This window comes from Achromobacter sp. RT286_PF (assembly GCF_059760425.1).
This window is the reverse complement of sequence record NZ_JCBAMR010000001.1, coordinates 342624-363001: the sequence shown is the minus strand read 5'-3', so window position 1 is coordinate 363001 and position 20378 is coordinate 342624. Positions and strand designations below refer to the sequence as shown.

18 protein-coding genes are annotated in these 20378 nt (G+C 62.3%); 1 reads left to right on the top strand and 17 read right to left on the bottom strand.

Annotated elements, in window-relative coordinates; translation table 11 throughout:
• Positions 1–22 precede the first annotated feature (22 nt).
• The gene (gene serB, locus AC6LJY_RS01640; protein ID WP_104142974.1) at positions 23–880 is read left to right on the top strand and encodes a phosphoserine phosphatase SerB; all 858 of its coding nucleotides are present in this window, start codon (positions 23–25) and stop codon (positions 878–880) included.
• Positions 881–991: 111 nt separating this feature from the next.
• On the opposite strand, the gene AC6LJY_RS01635 is transcribed toward serB, so the two are convergent.
• The 17 genes from AC6LJY_RS01635 to AC6LJY_RS01555 form a co-directional block, all read right to left on the bottom strand.
• A complete protein-coding gene (locus AC6LJY_RS01635) occupies positions 992–3268 on the bottom strand; it encodes a TonB-dependent receptor (protein WP_219991855.1) in 2277 nt (758 codons plus the stop codon).
• A gap of 261 nt (positions 3269–3529) precedes the next feature.
• Positions 3530–3859, bottom strand: a complete 330-nt coding sequence (locus tag AC6LJY_RS01630) for a DUF2818 family protein (protein WP_046802547.1) — start codon at positions 3857–3859, stop codon at positions 3530–3532.
• A 13-nt stretch (positions 3860–3872) separates the two neighbouring features.
• Positions 3873–5357, bottom strand: coding sequence for an NADH-quinone oxidoreductase subunit NuoN (gene nuoN, locus AC6LJY_RS01625; protein WP_046802546.1), 1485 nt, complete (start codon positions 5355–5357; stop codon positions 3873–3875).
• A 9-nt stretch (positions 5358–5366) separates the two neighbouring features.
• Complete coding sequence (locus tag AC6LJY_RS01620; RefSeq protein ID WP_046802545.1) at positions 5367–6869, bottom strand: NADH-quinone oxidoreductase subunit M; 1503 nt, start codon at positions 6867–6869, stop codon at positions 5367–5369.
• Positions 6866–8908: an NADH-quinone oxidoreductase subunit L gene (gene nuoL, locus AC6LJY_RS01615; RefSeq protein WP_046802544.1), complete on the bottom strand. Its 2043-nt coding sequence runs from the start codon at positions 8906–8908 to the stop codon at positions 6866–6868. Before nuoL ends, AC6LJY_RS01620 begins: the two co-directional genes overlap by 4 nt.
• 17 nt (positions 8909–8925) lie before the next feature.
• A complete protein-coding gene (nuoK, locus tag AC6LJY_RS01610; RefSeq protein ID WP_006217969.1) occupies positions 8926–9234 on the bottom strand; it encodes an NADH-quinone oxidoreductase subunit NuoK in 309 nt (102 codons plus the stop codon).
• A complete protein-coding gene (locus AC6LJY_RS01605) occupies positions 9231–9887 on the bottom strand; it encodes an NADH-quinone oxidoreductase subunit J (RefSeq protein ID WP_120154225.1) in 657 nt (218 codons plus the stop codon). Before AC6LJY_RS01605 ends, nuoK begins: the two co-directional genes overlap by 4 nt.
• Positions 9888–9904: 17 nt before the next feature.
• A complete protein-coding gene (gene nuoI, locus AC6LJY_RS01600) occupies positions 9905–10393 on the bottom strand; it encodes an NADH-quinone oxidoreductase subunit NuoI (protein WP_006217967.1) in 489 nt (162 codons plus the stop codon).
• Positions 10394–10414: 21 nt separating this feature from the next.
• Positions 10415–11488 (bottom strand): NADH-quinone oxidoreductase subunit NuoH, encoded by a 1074-nt coding sequence (gene nuoH / locus AC6LJY_RS01595; RefSeq protein ID WP_046802542.1) that lies wholly within the window; start codon positions 11486–11488, stop codon positions 10415–10417.
• Positions 11488–13815 carry an NADH-quinone oxidoreductase subunit NuoG gene (nuoG, locus tag AC6LJY_RS01590; protein WP_046802541.1) on the bottom strand — a complete coding sequence of 776 codons (2328 nt, stop codon included), beginning with the start codon at positions 13813–13815 and terminating at the stop codon, positions 11488–11490. Before nuoG ends, nuoH begins: the two co-directional genes overlap by 1 nt.
• A 15-nt stretch (positions 13816–13830) precedes the next feature.
• Positions 13831–15198, bottom strand: coding sequence for an NADH-quinone oxidoreductase subunit NuoF (nuoF, locus tag AC6LJY_RS01585; RefSeq protein WP_046802540.1), 1368 nt, complete (start codon positions 15196–15198; stop codon positions 13831–13833).
• Positions 15195–15689, bottom strand: coding sequence for an NADH-quinone oxidoreductase subunit NuoE (nuoE, locus tag AC6LJY_RS01580; RefSeq protein WP_006217963.1), 495 nt, complete (start codon positions 15687–15689; stop codon positions 15195–15197). Before nuoE ends, nuoF begins: the two co-directional genes overlap by 4 nt.
• A 47-nt stretch (positions 15690–15736) precedes the next feature.
• Positions 15737–16993, bottom strand: a complete 1257-nt coding sequence (locus AC6LJY_RS01575) for an NADH-quinone oxidoreductase subunit D (RefSeq protein ID WP_046802539.1) — start codon at positions 16991–16993, stop codon at positions 15737–15739.
• Between the two features lie 3 nt (positions 16994–16996).
• The gene (locus AC6LJY_RS01570) at positions 16997–17623 is read right to left on the bottom strand and encodes an NADH-quinone oxidoreductase subunit C (protein ID WP_046802538.1); all 627 of its coding nucleotides are present in this window, start codon (positions 17621–17623) and stop codon (positions 16997–16999) included.
• Positions 17624–17698: 75 nt separating this feature from the next.
• A complete protein-coding gene (locus AC6LJY_RS01565) occupies positions 17699–18175 on the bottom strand; it encodes a NuoB/complex I 20 kDa subunit family protein (protein ID WP_006217960.1) in 477 nt (158 codons plus the stop codon).
• A 43-nt stretch (positions 18176–18218) separates the two neighbouring features.
• On the bottom strand, positions 18219–18578 hold the full coding sequence (locus AC6LJY_RS01560; RefSeq protein WP_006217959.1) for an NADH-quinone oxidoreductase subunit A: 360 nt from the start codon (positions 18576–18578) through the stop codon (positions 18219–18221).
• A gap of 297 nt (positions 18579–18875) precedes the next feature.
• On the bottom strand, positions 18876–19991 hold the full coding sequence (locus AC6LJY_RS01555) for a porin (RefSeq protein WP_104142964.1): 1116 nt from the start codon (positions 19989–19991) through the stop codon (positions 18876–18878).
• Positions 19992–20378: the final 387 nt, after the last annotated feature.

Genomic DNA, 20378 nt, shown 5'->3' with positions numbered 1-20378 from the left:
CCCCGGACCCTTCCTTTTTCTTATGACCACCCATCACTTAGTCGTCCAATCCCCCGGCCTGACCGTCGAACACGCGGAACAGCTGGCCGCGTTGGCCCAGGCCCAGGGCGTGGCGCGCATCAGCAACACCGCCGCCCGCCTGCTGGACGTGCAGCACGATGCGCTGACCCGCGCCGAAGTGGTGGCCTGGGCCGACCGCAACGGTGTCGACGCGGCGTTCCTGCCCGCCGGGCTGAAACTGTCGCAGTGCAAAGTGCTGGCGATGGACATGGACTCCACGCTGATCAACATCGAATGCATCGACGAGATCGCGGGCGTGGTGGGCGTCAAAGACAAGGTGTCGGAAATTACCGAAGCCGCCATGCGCGGCGAAATCAAGGACTTCGCGGAAAGCCTGCGCCGCCGCGTCGCGCTGCTCAAGGGCGTGCCGGCCGCAGCGCTGGAACAGGTCTATGTGGAAAAGCTGCGCCTGAACCCGGGCGCGGAACGCCTGGTTTCCACCGCGCAAGCCGCGGGCATCAAGGTCCTGCTGGTTTCGGGTGGCTTTACCTTCTTCACCGATCGCCTGCGCGAACGCTTGAACCTGGACAGCGCCCACGCCAACACGCTGGAAATCGACAACGGCGTGCTGACGGGCCACGTGCTGGGCGACATCCTGGACGCCCAGGCCAAGGCCGTCTACCTGCGCGAATTCGCGCGCACGCACGGCGCCACCAAAGACCAGATCATCGCCATCGGCGATGGCGCGAACGACCTGCTGATGCTGGGCGCCGCGGGCTTCCCGGTGGCCTATCACGCCAAGCCGGTCGTGCGCGAGCAGACGCGCTTTGCCTTGAACGTCACGGGGCTGGATGGGGTGTTGAACTGGTTTGAAAGCTGATCGGGCCTGAAGCCGATCGCGCCGTAGCGCCAGGCAGCAAAAAAATAGCCACCTTCCAGGTGGCTATTTTTCATCCCAGCGTCTGATTTTCGCGTTTGATTTCGCGTCTGATCAGTAACGCATCTTCAGCGTCAGCAACGCCGCGCGCCCCGTACCCAGCGCCGCATAGTGCGCCGCGTAGGCCTTGGTGTAGTACGTTTCATCGAACAGGTTCAGCACGTTCAGCTGCGCCGAATAGTGTTCGTTGAATTCGTACGCTGCCATGGCGTCAAAGCGCCAGTACGACGGCACCCAGCGCGCCTTGGGCGTGCCGTCCGCGTTGCGGGTGGCATCCGAATTGCCGTAGACCTTATCCACGTAATAGGCGCCGCCGCCCACCGTCAGCTTGGGCAGCACCTTGTAGGTGGTCCACAGGCTGAAGGCGTTGCGCGGGGTGTTGGGCAGGTCCTGGCCGACGGCGCCGCTGTTGTAGGCGCCCTTGGTCATTTCGCTATCCATGAAGGTATAGCCGCCAAACACGTTCCATCGGGGCGTGATGTTGCCCGAGAAGCCCAGTTCGATGCCGCGCACCTTGGCCTCGCCCACCTGCGCGACTTCGGTGGCCGACACGGCCACGCTGGTGTTCTTGCGGGTGTCGTGGAAAGCCGCTGCCGACAAGGTCAGCCGGTCGTCGAAGACCTGCCACTTGGTGCCCACTTCCACGGTGCGGCTCTTTTCGGGTTCAAGCGACGAATTGCTGATCGACGTGGCATCGCTGATCGCGCCCGCCGCAATGGCCGATGGCGTGGACGAGGTGCCGTAGGTGGCGTAGATGGTGCCGTTGGGCACGGGCTTGTACGCCAGGCCGACCTGATAGTTGAACAGGCTGTCGTCGCGGCTGGTGCTGTAGAAGTCCGGGGTGCCGGCCGGGTCGTTGCGGCCGGCGGCGATGTTGCTGCCGCTGGTGCGGTAGTTGTCCCAGCGCGCGCCCAGGCTGGCCTGCCACTGTTCGTTGAACTTGATGGTGTCGAAGCCGTACAGGGCCAGCGTGTCGGTGTTGTAGCGGGCGGGGTTGTTGTTGCGGTTCAGCTTGCCCGGATAGTCGGTCCCCGGGTCCGGGTCCCACAACGACGCGCACAACGCCGGGTTGGCGTAGGTGTTGCGGCCATTGGTGGTGGCGGTCACGCAGTTGCTGCCGCCGGCGGGCACGCCCGACTCGGTGTAGCCGTCTTTGTTCTGCTTGATGTTGCTGTATTCGAAGCCCAGGTCGAACGAATGCTTGAGGCTGCCCGTCTCGAATTCACCCGTCAGGTCGGTCTGATTGGCGAAGCTCTTGGTGACGTAGTAACCCGACTTCAAGGCACGGTACACCAGCCCATTGGGCACATTGCCCTTGCTGTCGTCCGGGTTGGTGGCGGCGAAGTCCGTCGTGCCACGGCCATAGCGCGTGACGTTGCGCAGTTGCAGCTTGTCGGAAAAATCATGCTGGAAGTCCACGGTGGCCACGTCGTCGCGCGTCTTCATGAAGTCGCGCCCGGTCAGGCCGTAGAACGACTTGCGGCTGACGCCCATGGTCTCCGTCACCGGCTGCCCCGTCTTGGGGTCATACGGGATGGAGTAGTCCGGCATGCTGTCGTCTTGATAGTGGTAGTAGCTCAGCGTGATGCGCGTCGGCGTACCCACGCCCAGCATCAAGGACGGTGCCACGCCCCAGCGTTCGAAATCCACGGCATTGTCGCGGCCGGCCACATCGCCCTTGTTGCCCATCACGTTCAAGCGGAACGCGGCCTTATCGGCCAGGCGCCAGTTGCTGTCGATGGTGGCGCGATAGTTGTTGTCGGTGCCGATCTGCGCGGTAGCTTCGGTGAAGTCCGTCACCTTGGGCGCCTTACTGACCATGTTGATGCTGCCGCCCGCGCCGCCCCGGCCCGAATACACCGAGTCCGGGCCCTTGATGACTTCCACCTGTTCCAGGTTGAAGGTGTCGCGCACCTGCGTGCTGCTGTCGCGGATGCCGTCCAGGAACAGGCTGCCCGCGGAATTCTGACCACGGATAATGGGCAAGTCGCCGCCCGGACGGCCGCCTTCGCCAGCGCCGAACGTGATGCCCGGCGAATTGCGCAGCACGTCTTGCAGCGTTGATGCGGCCTGGTCCTGGATCACCTGCTTGGGCACCACCTGCACCGTGCGCGGCGTGTCGAGCAGCGGCGCCGTCATTTTGGGCGACGGCACCGTGCTGGTCTGGTACGAAGACCCTTCGCCCTCCACCCGAACCGGCGAAAGCTGCGTCACCCCGGAATCCGCGGACTGCGCGGCGGCGTACGGGCTGATGAACAGGGCGGGCGCCGCAATGGCCGCGGCAAGCGAGGTAGCGAGCGTATTCAGCGAATACGAATCTTGGGGCTTCAAACCAGCTTCTCCAGAATGTGAATAGCAACGATTCTTGTTTTTTTACAGGTTGCGATTTTGATCCTGGCGGCTGAATGACACCTGAATGAAAGCTGAGTGGCGCGCGAAAAGATGAAAAAACAACAGTGACGGCACATAGGGGGACACGGTCGCCGCCGGCCGCCATAGCCTTTCCAAGCCGCGAGGCCCGAAGGGTGAAGAGTTTCAAGCACCCAAAAGAAAAACGCCCCGTAGGGCGTTTTCAAGGCACTGGCGGGGCTTTTACACCCGCAAGCGAGGGTGACGCTTGAACAAATAGCGGTACACGAAGCCCGGATAGGCCAGCACCAGATACAGGCTCAGGGTAATCGCGTAGAACTCCCACGTCTGGGCAAACCGATTGCCCAGCGTGGACTCGAAGGCGAAACCCAAGGCGCCCACCAGCGCGTAGAACACCAGCACTTCAACCAGACGCATCCAGAACGGCTTGACCGTCACCGCCCCGCCCTGCTTGAAGGGCAAGACGGCGAACACGCGTTCGGTCAGGAACGGCAGGTTGGCGCTGACCAAAGCCAGCGCGATCAACAGCCATACCGCCAGCGTCTGGTTCATGGCCGGGTTCCGCTTACAGGCTCAGCGACGAACGAATCGCCTGCACGCACAGCGCCATCAGACCGCCGGGCAGCAGGCCCAGCAGCAGCATCATGGCGCCGTTGATGGACAGCAGACCGCGCTGGCCAACCGTGGCGACGATCGGGGCAACATCAGCCACCGGCTCGTCGAAGTACACGACCTTGACGACGCGCAGGTAGTAGAACGCACCGATCAGCGAGAACAGCACGGCCACCACGGCCAGCGTCACGTGGCCGGCGCTGATCAACGCTTGCAGCACGGCCAGCTTGGCGTAGAAGCCCACCAGCGGCGGAATGCCGGCCAGCGAGAACATCAGCAGCAGCACGATGAAAGCGTGCCACGGGCTGCGGCGGTTCAGGCCCTTCAGGTCGTCGATGTGCTCGCACTCGAAACCCTGGCGCGACAGCAACAGCACGATGCCGAAGCTGGCCAGCGTGGTCAGCACGTAGGTCAGCATGTAGAACAGCGACGCGCCATAGGCGGCGGACGACAGTTCCGGCTTGCCCGCGACCGACCCCGACATCAGGCCCAGGAGCACGAAGCCCATGTGCGAAATGGTCGAGTAAGCCAGCATGCGCTTGAAGTTGGTCTGCACAATGGCGGTCAGGTTACCGATAGCCAGCGACAGCACCGCCAGGATCATCAGCATCGGCTGCCAGTCGGCGGCCAGGCCATGCAGGCCATCCACCAGCAGGCGCAGCGTGATGGCAAAGGCGGCCAGCTTGGGCGCACCGCCCAGGATCAGCGTGACGGCGGTCGGCGAACCTTGGTAGACGTCCGGCACCCACATGTGGAACGGCACGGCGCCCAGCTTGAACGCCAGGCCCGACACCAGGAACACGATGCCGAACACCAGCGCCATCTTCTCGGCCTTGCCGGCGGCGATGACCTTGGACACTTCGGCCAGGTCCAGGTGACCCGTGGCGCCGTAGACCATCGACATGCCGTACAGCAGGAAGCCCGAGGCCAACGCGCCCAGCACGAAGTACTTCATGGCGGCTTCGGTGGCCACGACGTCGTCGCGACGCAGCGCGATCAACGCGTACAGCGCCAGCGACATCAGTTCCAGGCCCAGGTAGATGGAAATCAGGTTCCCGGAGGAAATCATGACCATCTGACCCAGCAGCGCGAACAACGTCAGGACGTAGAGCTCGCCGCCCTTGAGCATGTCACGCACTTGCGCGTAGACACGGCCATAGACGAGCGTGGCGCCCACGGCGATGTAGGACGCGATCTTCAGCAGGTGCGACAGTTCGTCGGTGACGTACAGGCCATTGAAGGTTGCGCCCGCAACGCCGTTCTTCCATTGCACGGCCGACACAACGGTCAGCACGCCCAATACCAGCATGGTCAGCAGGAACGTCGGCTTGCGCTCGGGGTGATTGCTGACCGCGTCGACGAGCAGGATAGCCAGGCCGGAAACCAGCAGAAGGATTTCCGGCGCCGCCAGGGCGAAATCGATTTGGGATTGCATCATTGTCTTGTCTTACAGTTTCGAGACGGCAACGTGTTGCAGCAGGGCCTCGACCGACACGTGCATGACGTCGGTAAAGGGCTTGGGATAGATCCCCATGTACAACACGGCGATCGCCATCACGCCAAGAATCACAAATTCGCGGCGGTTGATATCGGTCAGCTCGCGGACGTGGTCGTTGGCGATGTCGCCCAGGACCACACGCTTGACCATCCACAGCGAATACGAAGCACCCAGGATCAGGGCGGTAGCCGCCAACAGGCCGATCCAGAAGTTGTGTTCGACGGCGCCCATGATCACCATGAACTCGCCGACGAAACCGCTGGTGGCCGGCAGGCCGCTGTTGGCCATCGAGAACAGGATGAAGAACGTCGCGAAGCGCGGCATCACGTTGACCACGCCGCCGTAATCGGCGATGCGGCGCGAGTGCATGCGGTCATAGAGCACGCCGATACACATGAACATGGCGCCCGACACGAAGCCGTGGGAGATCATCTGCACGATGGCGCCTTCGACGCCGGCCGTGTTGAAGATGAAGAAGCCCAGCGTCACGAAACCCATGTGGGCCACGGACGAATAAGCCACCAGCTTTTTCATGTCTTCCTGGATGATCGCGACCAGGCCGATGTAGATCACCGCGATGAGCGACAGCGTGATCATCAAGCCCGCCAGGCTGTGCGAGGCGTCGGGCGTGATCGGCAGCGAGAAGCGCAGGAAGCCATAGGCACCCAGCTTCAGCATGATCGCGGCCAGCACGATGGAGCCGCCCGTGGGCGCTTCCACGTGAGCATCCGGCAACCACGTGTGCACGGGCCACATCGGCACCTTCACCGCGAACGCCGCCAGCAGCGCCACGAAGATCAGGATCTGCGGGGTCTGGCCAAGCTTGACCTGGTGCCAGGTCAGGATGTCGAACGAACCGCCCGATGCGTGCCACAGGTAGATGAACGCGATCAGGGTCAGCAGCGAACCCATCAACGTGTACAGGAAGAACTTGAATGCCGCATACACGCGGTTCGGTCCGCCCCAGACGCCGATGATGATGTACATCGGGATCAGCGTGGCTTCGAAGAACACGTAGAACAGCATGCCGTCCAGCGCGGCGAACACGCCCACCATCAGACCCGACAGGATCAGGAAGGCGGCCATGTACTGCGACACGCGACTGGTGATGACTTCCCAGCCGGCCAGCACCACGATGATGGTGATGAACGCGGTCAGGAGGACGAACCACAGCGAAATGCCGTCGATGCCCAGGTGGTAATTGACGTTGAAGGCTTCGATCCACGAGGCCTTTTCCACGAACTGCATGGCGGCCGTGGTGTTGTCAAAACCGGTGTAGAGCGGAATCGTGACGAGGAAGCCGGCAAAGGCGCCGACCAGCGACAGGCCGCGCGTCAGACCGGGACGGTCGTCACGGCCCACCGCCAGCACCAGCAGGCCGAATACGATCGGGACAAAGATCGCAAGCGTGAGCCAGGGGAAAGTGTTGGATGCCATCTCGCTTGCCATCATTGGGGAATCAGCACAAAGAAAGTCACCAGCGCCATGATGCCGATGATCATCGCGAACGCGTAGTGATAGATGAAGCCGGATTGCAGGTGGCGGCTGACCGCTGCCACCCAACCCACGACGCGGGCGCTACCGTTGACCAGCAGGCCATCGATGATGCCGCGGTCGCCGGTATTCCACAGGCCACGGCCCAGGGCACGCAGGCCGCGAGCGATGATCTGCTCGTTGACCCAATCCACGTAGTACTTGTTTTCAAGCACTTTGTTGACGCCGGACAGGCTGGACTTGATCGCGGCCGGAACCTTGGGATTGATCAGGTAGCAGTACCAGGCAATGACGAAACCGGCAACGACCAGCCAGAACGGCAGCGTCTGGAAGGCATGCAGGCCATAGGCGACCCAGCCGTGCCATTCTTCTTGCAGTTCGTGCATGGCCGGATGCTGCGGCAGCACCGTGATCACGCCGTTGAAGAACTTGCCGAACAGCATCGGGTCAACCGCCCAGGCGCCAACCAGCACCGACGGAATCGCCAGCAGGATCAGCGGCAGCGTCACCACCCAGGGCGACTCATGCGGCTTGCCGCCATGATGGCCGTGGCCATGGTCGTCGTGACCGTGGTCGTCATGCCCATGCGCATCGTGGCCATGGCCGTGACCGTGGTCGGTGGTGTCAAAGCGTTCCTTGCCGTGGAAGACCAGGAAGTACACGCGGAACGAGTAAAGCGAGGTCACGAACACACCGATCAGCACGGCGTAGTACGCGAAGCTTGCGCCCCAGACGTTGGCGTGGCCAGCGGCTTCGATGATGTTCTCCTTCGAGTAGAAACCCGAGAAGAACGGCGTGCCGACCAGGGCCAGCGTGCCCAGCAGGAAGGTGATCCAGGTGATGGGCATGTACTTGCGCAGGCCGCCCATGTTGCGGATGTCCTGGTCGTGGTGCATGCCGATGATGACCGAACCCGCGCCCAGGAACAGCAGTGCCTTGAAGAACGCGTGGGTCATCAGGTGGAAAATGGCCACCGAATAGGCCGAGGCGCCCAGCGCGACGGTCATGTAGCCCAGCTGCGACAGCGTGGAATACGCGACAACGCGCTTGATGTCCGTCTGGATGATGCCCAGGATGCCCAGGAACAGCGCGCCGATGGCGCCGATCACGATGATGAACGACAGCGCCACGTCTGACAGTTCGAACAGGGGCGAGAAGCGCGCCACCATGAAGATACCGGCCGTCACCATGGTGGCGGCGTGGATCAGCGCGGAGATCGGGGTCGGGCCTTCCATCGAGTCAGGCAGCCAGGCGTGCAGCGGAACCTGGGCCGATTTGCCCATGGCGCCGATGAACAGGCAGATACACGCGACCGTCAGCAGCATCCAGTCGGAACCCGGCAGGGTCATCGTGGCCAGCTTGTCGGCTTGGGCGAAGACGTCGCCGTAGTGCATCGTGCCGGCGTACGCGAACAACAGGCCGATACCCAGCACGAAGCCGAAGTCGCCGACGCGGTTGATCAGAAATGCCTTCATGTTGGCGAAGATAGCCGTCGGGCGGGTGTACCAGAAACCGATCAGCAGGTACGACACCAGGCCCACCGCTTCCCAGCCGAAGAACAGCTGCACCATGTTGTTCGACATCACCAGCATCAGCATGGAGAACGTGAACAGCGAGATGTACGAGAAGAAGCGCTGGTAGCCGGGGTCATCGGCCATGTAGCCGATGGTGTAGATGTGCACCATCAGCGATACGGACGTGACCACGACCATCATCATGGCCGACAGCGGATCGATCAGGAAGCCGATTTCCAGCTTGGTCTGGCCGATCAGGCTCCAGGTGTAGACCGCGCCGTCAAAGCGCAGGCCGTTGAGCACGTCGCCCAACACCACCACCGAACCGATGGCGGAGATAAGTACGCCAAGAATGGTGATGACGTGGGACGCGCGGCGGCCGATGGGACGGCCCAGGAAGCCGGTGCCGAAAAGGCCCGCGAGAATTGCTCCGGCCAGCGGTGCCAGCGCGATGAGCAAGTAGAGATTGGGTGAGCTAGACATTTTCTTCCAATACCCCGTCAGCCCTTCAGGCGATCGAGTTCGTCAACGTTGATCGTGTTCAGGTTGCGGAACAGCAGCACCAAAATGGCCAGGCCGATCGCCGCTTCAGCGGCGGCCACGGTCAGGATGAAGAACACGAACACCTGGCCGGCGGTATCGCCGAACCAGCTGGAGAACGCCACGAAGTTCATGTTGACGGCCAGGAGCACGAGCTCGATGGACATCAAGAGAATGATCAGGTTGCGGCGGTTCAGGAAGATGCCGAAGATCCCGATGGCGAACAGGATCGCCCCAAGGATCAGATAGTGAGCCAGCGTCAGCGTCATTGTTTTTCTCCTTCGGGCGCAGCGGCGGCGGCGGACGTTCCGTCACGCTTGGCCTGGGCACGCTCGCTTTGGGCGGGCATGTTGACCATGCGGAAGCGGTCCTTCGAACGGACGCGCACGGCGGCTACCGGGTCGTTGTACTTCACGTCGCGGCGGCGGCGCAGGGTCAGCGCAATCGCGGCGACCATACCCACCAGCAGCAGCGCGGCGCCCACTTCAATGGCGTAGACGTACTGCGTGTACATGACTTCGCCAAGCGCGCGAGCGTTGTTGTAGTCGCCGGCAACCGGGGCTTGCGGACCCGAACCGTACCAGGTGGAACCCAGCACGAAGGACATTTCCAGCACCAGCACCAGACCGATCACCAGGCCCAGCGGCAGGTAGGTCTTCATGCCCTGGCGCATGGTGTCCATGCGGATGTCCAGCATCATCACGACGAACAGGAAGAGCACCATCACGGCGCCCACGTACACCAGGACCAGCAGCAACGCCAGGAACTCGGCGCCCAGCAGCATCCACAGCATGGCTGCGTTGGAGAATGCCAGGATCAGGTGAAGTACGGCGGTGACCGGGCTGCGCGCGGTGATCACGCGGAACGCCGCGATCACCAGCACGGCGGCCAGTATGTAGAAAAGGACAGTGGTAAAAGTCATGGATCAGACCCTGGGCTTCAACGGTAAGGAGCGTCGTCGGCCCGGCGGCGGGCGATGTCGGCTTCGTAGCGATCGCCCACGGCGAGCAGCATGTCTTTGGTGAAATACAGGTCGCCGCGCTTTTCACCGTGGTATTCGTGGATATGGGTTTCCACGATCGAGTCCACGGGGCAGCTTTCCTCACAGAAGCCGCAGAAAATGCACTTGGTCAGATCGATGTCGTAACGCGTGGTGCGGCGGGTGCCGTCCTCGCGCTGGTCCGATTCGATGGTGATCGCCAAGGCCGGGCACACGGCTTCACACAGCTTGCACGCAATGCAGCGCTCTTCCCCGTTGGGGTAGCGGCGCAACGCGTGCAGGCCGCGGAATCGCGCCGACGTCGGCGTTTTTTCCTGCGGGTAACGCAAGGTGACCTTGCGCTTGAAAAAGTACTTGCCCGTCAGGCGCATGCCCTTGAGCAACTCGGTCAGCATCAGGCTGCCGAAGAAATCTTTGATCGCTTCCATATCCTGCCTCTGCCTGGCGGCTTAGCGCCAAATGTTCCAGGGCGTCTGCATCCAGATCGCCACCACGACCAGCCAAACGCCGGTCAGCGGGATGAAGATTTTCCAACCCAAACGCATGATCTGGTCATAGCGGTAGCGCGGGAACGAAGCGCGGAACCACACAAACAACGAGACCACAACGAACGTCTTCAGACCGAGCCAGATCCAACCCGGAATCCAGGTCAGCGGCGCGATGTCGATCGGGGAAGCCCAGCCGCCCAGGAACATGATCGACGCCATGCAGGACAGCAGGATCATGTTGGCGTATTCACCCAGGAAGAACAGGGCGAAAGCCATACCCGAGTACTCGACCATGTGGCCGGCCACGATTTCCGATTCGCCTTCGACGACGTCGAACGGGTGACGGTTGGTTTCAGCCACGATAGCCACGACGTAGATCACGAACAGCGGCAACAGCGGCAGCCAGTTCCAGGACATGAACGTCAGGCCCTTGTCGGCAAACCAGCCGCGGTTCTGAACGTTGACGATCTCGGACATGTTCAGGCTGCCCGACACCAGCAGCACCGTGACAAGCACGAAGCCGATGGCCAGTTCGTAGGACAGCATCTGTGCCGAAGCGCGCAACGCGCCCAGGAACGCGTACTTGGAGTTCGACGCCCAGCCCGCCACGATCACGCCATACACGCCGATCGACGTAATAGCCATGATGTACAGCAGGCCGGCATTGACGTTGGCCAGCACGACATCGGGACCAAAAGGAATCACGGCCCAGGCAGCCAGCGCGGGCATCAGCGTGACCACGGGGGCCACGACGAACAGCACCTTGTTGGCTTCGCTGGGAACGATGACTTCCTTGGTCAGCAGCTTGAACACGTCGGCAAACGGCTGCAACAGCCCCCTGAACCCGACACGGTTCGGACCCACGCGCACGTGCATGGCGCCAATCATCTTGCGTTCCCAGTACGTCAGGTACGCAACGCACAGAATGATCGGCACGGCGATGATCACAATCTTGATGAGGGTCCAGAGGACCATCCAAACCGTCGGGCCCAGCAATTGCTGCCCGTGGCTCTCAAGAACATTAAGCCATTCCATCAGGCACGCTCCACGCTGAGTTGACCGAATGCGCCACCCAGGGCTGCGGTGTTTTCAAAGGCCGCGGAGATGCGCACGGCGCGGTCGGCCACGGCATCGTCCTGCACGGTTTCGAGTTCGACGGCGCCTTCGGCACCGGCCACACGCACCTTGACTCCGGCCGTCAGGCCGAGGCTGGCGAGCGTACGGCCGTTCATCGCGGCGGCGGGCTTGCGGGATGCGGGGGCCGCTTGCAGCGGTTCCGAGCGACGGACCATGGCGTCGGTGCGGTAGATCGGCACATCGGCCACGCGTTCCAGGCCGGTCAGCGGTTGGCCCAGGCCCAGCGGCGCCTTGACGTCGTTGGACAGGCGGCCTTCGATGCCGCCGGCCAGCGCGGCATCGCGCACCGATTCCGACGTTTCATCGTCAAAGCCGGCCAGATGCAGCACGTTGCCCAGCACGCGCAGGACCTTCCAGCCCGGGCGCGTCTGACCCATCGGTGCAACCGTGCCCTTGAAGCTTTGGGCCAGGCCTTGCGCGTTGACGAAGGTGCCCGACGTTTCGGTGAACGGCGACACCGGCAACATGACGTCGGCCCATTCGGCGGCTGCCGAACGGTACGGCGTCAAGGCCACGGCGAACTGCGCGCCGCGCAGCGCGGCGATGGCTTGCTGGCCGTTATCGGCGTCCAGCAGCGGTTCGGCGTGCAACACGATGTAGGCCTTGAGCGGCTCGGCCAGCATGGCAGCGGCGGTCTTGCCGCCCTTGCCCGGAACAGCGCCGGCCAGGTAACCGCCGACGGTGTTGCCGCCAGAGGTCAGGAAGCCGAACTTGCCACCGGCCAGGTTCGCCACGGCGCGACCGTTGGCGGCCAGCGTCGTCGCTTGCGCACTGGCCACGGCCATGTTGCCCAGCAGGACGGCGGTGTTGGCGCCGGAAGCCAGGCTGGCGGCGATGAGCTTGGCGTTTTCGCCCGGGGTGACCGAGGCGAATTCGGCCGGCACGGCTTGTTCCTTGGCTTGCGCCAGGGCAACGGCCACTTCGGCCAGCGCGCGCGGCAGCTCGGACGGCGCCACGGTGATGCGGGCGGCGACGGGCAGCAGGGGATCGTCAGCGGCGCTGTCGACCATCAGGATTTGCGTGCCGCGCTTGGCGGCCTGGCGCAGGCGTTGCGCCATCAGCGGGTGGTCCTTGCGCAGGAACGAGCCGACGACCAGGACGCGGTCCAGGTTGTCGAGTTCAGCGATGGGCATGCCCAGCCACGGTGCGCCGGTCAACGCGGCGTCAAAGGCCGGGTCGGTCTGGCGCAGGCGGAAGTCGATGTTCTCGGAACCCAGCGCGCGGACCAGGCGGCCCAGCAACGCATATTCTTCCGTGGTGGCGTATTCGGAAGCCAAGGCACCGATCTGGCCGGCGCCGAAGCTGTCGCGAACCCGCGACAGGCCTTGCGCCACGGCTTGCAGCGCGTCGGCCCACGAGGCTTCCTGCCACTTGCCGTCGGTGCCCTTGATCATCGGGGCGGTCAGGCGGTCGTCGCTGTTCAGGCCTTCGTACGAGAAGCGGTCGCGGTCGCTGATCCAGCATTCGTTGACGGCGTCGTCTTCGAAGGGAACCACGCGCATGACGCGGTCGCCCTTGACCTGAACCACCAGGTTGGCGCCCAGGCTGTCGTGCGGGCTGACCGAGCGGCGGCGGGCCAATTCCCAGGTACGGGCGCTGTAGCGGAAGGGCTTGGAGGTCAGCGCGCCCACCGGACAGATGTCGATCATGTTGCCCGAGAGCTCGGACTCGATCGAGCGGCCGACGAACGTCGTGATCTCGGAGTGTTCGCCACGGCCCAGCATGCCCAATTCCATGACGCCGGCAATTTCCTGGCCGAAGCGCACGCAGCGGGTGCAGTGGATGCAGCGGGTCATTTCCTCGGCGGAAACCAGCGGACCCAGGTCCTTGTGGAACACGACGCGCTTTTCCTCTTGGTACCGCGAGGAAGAGCCACCGTAGCCCACGGCCAGATCCTGCAACTGGCATTCGCCGCCCTGATCGCAGATCGGGCAGTCGAGGGGGTGATTGATGAGCAAGAATTCCATCACCGACTTCTGAGCGGCGCGAGCCTTTTCAGAGCAGGTGTGGACGACCATGCCGTTGGTCACGGGCGTGGCGCAGGCGGGCAGCGCCTTGGGCGCTTTTTCCACTTCAACCAGGCACATCCGGCAGTTGGCCGCGATGGACAGTTTCTTGTGGTAGCAGAAATGCGGCACGTAAAGCCCGACTTTCTGAGCGGCATGCATGACCATGCTGCCTTCGGGCACTTCGACCTGATTGCCGTCGACGGTTAGTTCAACCATTGCTGTTCCTGAGACCTACAGATATTGCGGGACCACACAAGACTTATGCTCGATGTGGTGCGCGAATTCGTCGCGAAAATGCTTGAGGAAGCCACGGACGGGCATGGCGGCGGCGTCACCCAGGGCGCAGATGGTGCGGCCCATGATGTTGCCTGCCACGTTGTCCAGCAAGTCCAGATCTTCCGGACGGCCGTGACCGTTTTCGATGCGATGCACCATGCGGTAGAGCCAGCCGGTGCCTTCGCGGCACGGCGTGCACTGGCCGCAGCTTTCCTCGAAATAGAAGTACGACAGACGCAGCAGCGACTTCACCATGCAACGCGTTTCGTCCATGACGATCACAGCGCCGGAGCCAAGCATCGAGCCGGCCTTGGCGATGGAGTCATAGTCCATCGTGCATTCCATGATGATGTCGGCCGGCAACACCGGGGCGCTGGACCCGCCAGGGATCACCGCCTTCAGTTTCTTGCCGCCGCGCATGCCGCCCGCCAGTTCAAGCAGCGTCGAGAACGGGGTGCCCAGCGGGATCTCGTAGTTGCCGGGGCGTTCGACGTCACCGGTGATCGAGAACAGCTTGGTGCCGCCGTTGTTCGGCTTGCCGACCTCCAGGTAGGCCTGGCCGCTGTTACGGATGATCCACGGCACGGCCGCGAACGTTTCCGTGTTGTTGATCGTGGTGGGCTTGCCGTACAGGCCGAAGCTGGCCGGGAACGGCGGCTTGAAGCGCGGTTGGCCCTTCTTGCCTTCCAGCGATTCCAGCAGCGCGGTTTCTTCGCCACAGATGTAGGCGCCGTAACCGTGGAACGCATGCAGCTGGAAGCTGTAGTCCGAACCCAGGATCTTGTCGCCCAGGAAGCCGGCGGCGCGCGCCTCTTCCAGCGCTTCTTCAAAGCGTTCGTACACTTCGAAGATTTCGCCGTGGATGTAGTTGTAGCCGACGCTGATGCCCATGGCGTAGGCCGCGATCGCCATACCTTCAATCACGATGTGCGGATTGAAGCGCAGGATGTCGCGGTCCTTGAACGTGCCCGGCTCGCCTTCGTCCGAGTTGCAGACGAGGTACTTCTGGCCGGGGAACGCACGCGGCATGAAGCTCCACTTCAAGCCGGTCGGGAAACCCGCGCCGCCACGGCCGCGCAAGCCCGATGCCTTGACTTCGGCGATCACGTCCTCCGGCTTCATGCCGGTGGTCAGGATCTTCTTCAGGGCTTCGTAGCCGCCGCGCTTGACGTAGTCTTCGAGGCGCCAGTTGGCGCCGTCGACGTCGGCCATGATCTGCGGCTTGATGTGCCGGCCATGCAGGCACATCGAATTGGACAGGTCGTTCAGCGGGTTGGGATCAAGCCCTTGCGCGAACTGCTTGTACAGGTCGGGCGCGTTCATGCCGACTCTCCTTGGACCTTGAGGGCCGCGACCAGCGCGTCCAGCTTCTCGTCCGTCATGCGCACGCACATATGCTTGTTGTTCACGATCAGCACGGGGGAATCGCCGCAAGCGCCCATGCATTCGCCTTCAACCAGCGTGAACTGGCCGTCGGCGGTGGTTTGACGGTAGTCGACACCCAGCTTGCGCTTGAGGTATTCGCCGGCACGGTCGCCATCGCGCAAGGCACAGGGCAGGTTCGTGCAGACGGCGATCTTGTTCTTGCCGACGGGCTTGACGTCGAACATGTTGTAGAACGTGGCGACTTCCTGCACCGCAATGGGCGGGACGCCAATGTAATTGGCCACATCTTCAATGGTTTCGGTAGCCAACCAGCCCTTCTCTTCTTGCGCGATGGCAAGCGAGGCCATGATGGCGGACTGCCGCTGGTCGGCCGGGAACTTCGCGAGTTCTCGGTCGATTTTCTGGTAGGCCTGTTCGGAAAGCAGCATAGTTTGAATCCGGGTTATGCGGGCGTGCTCGTGACTGTCTGGGCGGATCAGCGATCGATCTCGCCGAAAACGATGTCCTGCGTACCAATGATGGTGACGGCGTCGGCGATCATGTGACCGCGCGACATTTCATCCAACGATTGCAGGTGGACAAAGCCGGGGGCCCGAATCTTCAGGCGGTAAGGCTTGTTGGCGCCGTCCGACACCAGATAGATGCCGAACTCGCCCTTGGGATGCTCCACCGAGGCATACGCCTCGCCCGGGGGCACGTGGAAACCTTCGGTGAAGAGCTTGAAGTGGTGAATCAGCTCTTCCATGTTGGTCTTCATGGCGGTGCGCTTGGGCGGGGCGATCTTGTGATTCTCGATCATGACCGGGCCCGGGTTGTTGCGCAGCCACTCCACGCACTGGCGGATGATGCGGTTACTTTCACGCATTTCAGCGATGCGGACCAGATAGCGGTCGTAGCAGTCGCCGTTGACACCCACGGGGATGTCGAAATCGAGCAGATCGTAGACTTCGTAGGGCTGCGTCTTGCGCAAGTCCCAGGCGACGCCGGAGCCGCGCAGCATCGGGCCGGTAAAGCCCAGCGCCTTGGCACGGTCAGGGTCGACCACGCCGATGCCCACCAGGCGCTGCTTCCAGATACGGTTGTCCGTCAGCAGCGTTTCGTACTCGTCGACGCAGCCCGGGAAGCGGTTGGTGAAGTCTTCGATGAAGTCCAGCAGCGAGCCCGAACGCGCGTCATTCATGATGCGCATTTCTTTGTCGCCACGGTATTTGCTGGTGTCACCGTACTGCGGCATCGTGTCCGGCAAATCGCGGTAGACGCCGCCCGGACGATAGTAGGCCGCGTGCATGCGCGCGCCCGAGACCGCTTCGTAGCAGTCCATCAGGTCTTCGCGTTCACGGAAGGCGTACAGGAACACCGCCATCGCGCCCACGTCCAGCGCGTGCGAACCCAGCGACATCAGGTGGTTCAGCAGACGGGTGATTTCGTCGAACATCACACGGATGTACTGCGCGCGCAGCGGGGCTTCAACGCCCAGCAGCTTTTCGATGGCCATGACGTAGGCGTGCTCGTTGCACATCATGGACACGTAGTCCAGGCGGTCCATGTAGGGCAGCGCCTGGATGTAGGTCTTGTGCTCGGCCAGCTTTTCGGTGGCGCGATGCAGCAGGCCGATGTGCGGGTCGGCGCGCTGGATGACTTCGCCGTCCAGCTCAAGCACCAGGCGCAACACACCGTGCGCGGCCGGATGCTGAGGACCGAAGTTAAGCGTGTAGTTCTTGATTTCTGCCATGATTTAACGCCCCAAGCCGTAGGAGTCTTCGCGGACCACGCGCGGAGTGATCTCGCGCGGATCGATCGTGACCGGCTGGTAAATGACGCGACGTTGTTCGGGGTCGTAACGCATTTCGACGGTACCCGACAGCGGGAAGTCCTTGCGGAACGGATGGCCGATGAAGCCGTAGTCGGTCAGGATGCGGCGCAGGTCGGGGTGACCTTCGAAGACGATGCCGTACAGGTCGAACGCTTCGCGCTCGAACCAGCCCACGGCCGGCCAGCATTCCATCAGCGACGCCACGATCGGGAATTCGTCATCGGCGGCCCAGGTACGTACACGCAGGCGCCAATTGTGTTCGATCGACAGCAGGTGGATCACCACGGCGAAACGCGCGCGGTGCACCTTGGCGCTGGGTTCCTCGGGCAGCTGGCGCGTGCCGTTGCCCCAGGTCAGGTAGTCGACGCCACAGAGGTCGATACAGGTTTCAAAGCGCAGGCCGGCTTCGGTGCGCAGCTTGTTGCAGACCGAGAACCATTGCTGCGCGGGCACTTCGAGCGTGAGCTCGCCCAACGCCTCGGTCAGCGCAATATCGGCGCCGAGGGTGGTCTGCAAATTGTTTTTCAGGGTTTCGAGCCTGGTCATCATCTTGTACGCTTAGGTGAACCGATACGCTGGTATCGCAGGGCCGGCGGCAAGGACTGCCGCGGACGGGGCGAGAGATCAGCGCGCAATCGTGTTGGTCAGGCGGATCTTGTTCTGCATTTGCAGCAAGCCGTAGACCAGCGCCTCGGCCGTGGGCGGGCAGCCCGGCACGTAGACGTCTACCGGTACGATGCGGTCGCAGCCACGAACCACCGAATACGAGTAGTGGTAGTAGCCGCCGCCATTGGCACAGGAGCCCATGGACACGACCCAACGCGGCTCGGGCATCTGGTCGTAAACCTTGCGCAGCGCCGGCGCCATCTTGTTGCACAGCGTGCCAGCAACGATCATCAGATCGGACTGACGCGGACTGGGACGGAAGATGATGCCGAACTGGTCCAGGTCATAACGGGCTGCGCCCGCGTGCATCATCTCAACCGCGCAACAGGCCAGACCGAAGGTCATGGGCCACATGGAGCCGGTCTTCGCCCAATTAAGGAACTTGTCGGCGCTGGTTGTGATGAACCCTTGCTTGAGAATGCCGTCTATAGCCATATTCGTCTCTGATAGCGTGCGGTGAAGAAAAACCCGTGGGGGTTTATTCCCAGTCCAGCGCGCCCTTTTTCCATTCGTAGATGAAGCCGACGGTCAACACGGCTAGGAAAACCATGACCGTCCAGAAACCGACGAGTCCGACTGTGCCTTGGGCGATGGCCCACGGGAACAGGAACGCGATTTCCAGGTCGAAAAGAATGAACAAAATCGCCACCAGGTAGTAGCGCACGTCAAACTTCATGCGGGCGTCTTCGAACGCTTCGAAGCCGCACTCATAGGGCGACAGCTTCTCAGCGTAGGGACGCCGCGGGCCAAGGAGGGAGCCGGCCGTTAGAAGCGCGAACCCGATAAGGGTGGCCACTACGATAAACAGCAGGACGGGAAAATACTGTTGCAGGTTCATTCAGGCGTCCGTCAAATGCGCAAACCTTAGGATTGTAGCATTCGCGTGGTTACTTCCGGCTGAACTCTGTAGCTTGAACAAGGGGTGAAAGACTGCATTCCTCAAATGGAACAATCGCAGTTTTCGAACCAGAAGCGCAAGCATACAGGACTCAGCTGACAAGCTCCCGAGCGTCATAAAAAATCAGAACAAAGCACGAAAAAAAGCCACCCCGAAGGGTGGCTTTATACGAACGAGCCGCAGCCCGTTCGTTCGCTTGCGCTTTATATCCAGACAGGGCTTGCGCCCTGCATTGGATTAGAAGCGGTGACGGACGCCCACGCCGACGGCGGTCGACTTCAGATCGTCGATGAAGGCGTAGTTCTTGGCGTACGAACCGTAGGCGTACAGGTTGGTGCGCTTGGACAGGTCGTAGGTGTAGCCCAGCGAGTAGACTTGGGTCGACTCATCGCCGCCGGTCAACTTGGTGTTGCTGGGATCAACCATTTGCCACGAACCGAACAGGCTGCTTGCGCCGCCGATCGGGGCGGACAGGCCGACCATGTACGAGTTGGCCTTGAAGCCGTCAGCGAAAGCGTTAGCACCGAAGTTCACGCTGCCGATGTTGGTGTCGACGCCTTGACCAGCGAACCAGCCGTCGGTCGTGCGAGCGTAGGCCAAAGCCAGCTTCACAACTTCGAAGTCGTACGAACCGCCGATGGCGTACTGACGCGGGGTGGCGTCAACCGAAGCCGACGACAGCTTGTTCGAGGCGTTCAGTTGGTCGTACGTCAGGGCGACGTTCAGGGGGCCGTTGACGTAGCGCAGACCGGTCGTGATGGCGCGGGTGTTGTCGGCGGTCTTGAAGCCGGTTTGCGAAGCGTTGGTGTCGTTCACGTTGAACGAGTAGCCGACGCCGAACTGGAAGCCGCTGAACGACGGGGTCTGATACATGACCATGTTGTCGTAGCGGTTCGTGTTGGCGGCGCTCAGAGCCACGCCGATGTTAGCTTGACCGAAGCCAGCGCCGAACGGGTCGATCGAGCCGAAGTACTTCGACGCGATGTTGGTTTGGCGACCGAAGTCCAGTTGACCCCAGCTGTCGCTGGCCAGACCGACGGTGGCTTGACGACCGAACAGGCGGCCGCCTTGAGCGGAGTTGCCGTTACCGGAGTTGAAACCCGATTCCAGTTGGAAAACAGCGCGCAGGCCGTCACCCAGGTCTTCCGAACCACGCAGACCCCAGCGCGAACCGTTCTGGACGCCGTTGATCATGCCGAAACGGCTGCCGTTCGCCGCATCGTTCGGGGCGCCGCTGATCTTGTTGTAGCCGAGGCCCGTGTCGATGATGCCGTACAGGGTGACAGACGTTTCTGCCTGGGCGACACCGGCAAAACCGGCGAGCAGGGCGGCAGCGAGCAGAGTCTTTTTCATTTAAGAAATCTCCGTTGATTTGAGTGACAAGAGCAGCAATCCAGCAAACCAGCCTGCCGCCCCCCTAACTCCGCGAAGGGAAGTTGACGCTATTGCATCAAAAATCGAGGGGACTGGCTATGGTCGGCATCAGAAAAGTGCAGGTTTGCGACACCCCTGTTGGGATCTTGCAACATCGCGAGGATGTCGCTCCAGTGGTGTTAGGGCTAACCCGAGCCCAAACGGGTAAGCACGTATCCATGCGACTTTCAGCCCTGCCCCTAATTATTCGGGGCGTTTTCCCGGCTGTCTTTCAAGCGCCTTTCGGATCACGCTGCATCCGCTTTGTACACGGATATCGGTTTTCCCCCAATGAACGGGCGTCGTATCGACCGCCGGCACGTTCAA

What these genes read in the sequence shown, in the direction of transcription:
- AC6LJY_RS01575 (WP_046802539.1), bottom strand. Translation starts at nt 16,993, where the DNA reads ATGGCAGAAATCAAGAACTACACGCTTAACTTCGGTCCTCAGCATCCG.
- AC6LJY_RS01565 (WP_006217960.1), bottom strand. Translation starts at nt 18,175, where the DNA reads ATGGCTATAGACGGCATTCTCAAGCAAGGGTTCATCACAACCAGCGCC.
- nuoG (WP_046802541.1), bottom strand. Translation starts at nt 13,815, where the DNA reads ATGGTTGAACTAACCGTCGACGGCAATCAGGTCGAAGTGCCCGAAGGC.
- nuoH (WP_046802542.1), bottom strand. Translation starts at nt 11,488, where the DNA reads ATGGAATGGCTTAATGTTCTTGAGAGCCACGGGCAGCAATTGCTGGGC.
- nuoI (WP_006217967.1), bottom strand. Translation starts at nt 10,393, where the DNA reads ATGGAAGCGATCAAAGATTTCTTCGGCAGCCTGATGCTGACCGAGTTG.
- AC6LJY_RS01620 (WP_046802545.1), bottom strand. Translation starts at nt 6,869, where the DNA reads ATGATGGCAAGCGAGATGGCATCCAACACTTTCCCCTGGCTCACGCTT.
- nuoE (WP_006217963.1), bottom strand. Translation starts at nt 15,689, where the DNA reads ATGCTGCTTTCCGAACAGGCCTACCAGAAAATCGACCGAGAACTCGCG.
- AC6LJY_RS01570 (WP_046802538.1), bottom strand. Translation starts at nt 17,623, where the DNA reads ATGATGACCAGGCTCGAAACCCTGAAAAACAATTTGCAGACCACCCTC.
- AC6LJY_RS01555 (WP_104142964.1), bottom strand. Translation starts at nt 19,991, where the DNA reads ATGAAAAAGACTCTGCTCGCTGCCGCCCTGCTCGCCGGTTTTGCCGGT.
- AC6LJY_RS01605 (WP_120154225.1), bottom strand. Translation starts at nt 9,887, where the DNA reads ATGACTTTTACCACTGTCCTTTTCTACATACTGGCCGCCGTGCTGGTG.
- AC6LJY_RS01560 (WP_006217959.1), bottom strand. Translation starts at nt 18,578, where the DNA reads ATGAACCTGCAACAGTATTTTCCCGTCCTGCTGTTTATCGTAGTGGCC.
- AC6LJY_RS01630 (WP_046802547.1), bottom strand. Translation starts at nt 3,859, where the DNA reads ATGAACCAGACGCTGGCGGTATGGCTGTTGATCGCGCTGGCTTTGGTC.
- nuoN (WP_046802546.1), bottom strand. Translation starts at nt 5,357, where the DNA reads ATGATGCAATCCCAAATCGATTTCGCCCTGGCGGCGCCGGAAATCCTT.
- nuoK (WP_006217969.1), bottom strand. Translation starts at nt 9,234, where the DNA reads ATGACGCTGACGCTGGCTCACTATCTGATCCTTGGGGCGATCCTGTTC.
- nuoF (WP_046802540.1), bottom strand. Translation starts at nt 15,198, where the DNA reads ATGAACGCGCCCGACCTGTACAAGCAGTTCGCGCAAGGGCTTGATCCC.
- serB (WP_104142974.1), top strand. Translation starts at nt 23, where the DNA reads ATGACCACCCATCACTTAGTCGTCCAATCCCCCGGCCTGACCGTCGAA.
- nuoL (WP_046802544.1), bottom strand. Translation starts at nt 8,908, where the DNA reads ATGTCTAGCTCACCCAATCTCTACTTGCTCATCGCGCTGGCACCGCTG.